The sequence below is a fragment of the Achromobacter sp. GbtcB20 genome, assembly GCF_019091095.1.
Taxonomy (GTDB): domain Bacteria; phylum Pseudomonadota; class Gammaproteobacteria; order Burkholderiales; family Burkholderiaceae_B; genus Achromobacter; species Achromobacter mucicolens.
Genome location: NZ_JAGXJZ010000579.1, coordinates 1 through 266, shown reverse-complemented (window position 1 = coordinate 266; position 266 = coordinate 1). Strand labels below are relative to the sequence as shown.

The 266-nt window shown below is 64.7% G+C and carries 1 protein-coding gene; it reads left to right on the top strand.

Annotated elements, in window-relative coordinates; all coding sequences use genetic code 11:
• Positions 1-266: arsenic resistance protein (locus tag KVT32_RS30300; RefSeq protein ID WP_371825644.1), on the top strand; the 266-nt coding region annotated here is incomplete at both ends.

Below are 266 nucleotides of genomic sequence, written 5' to 3'. Positions count from 1 at the left end.
AACCATTCTCGATGGCGTTGCTGGCGTGGATCTTCATCCGCCAGGTCTTCGCGCAGTGGCTCCCCGCCGACCAGCTCGACAGCTATGTCGCGGGCCTGATCTTGCTGGCCGCCGCACCTTGCACAGCCATGGTGTTCGTCTGGAGCCGGCTGACCGGGGGCGATCCTGTGTTCACGCTGTCGCAGGTCGCGCTGAACGACTCCATCATGGTGTTCGCCTTCGCGCCCATCGTCGGCCTGCTGCTGGGCCTATCGTCCATCACGGTG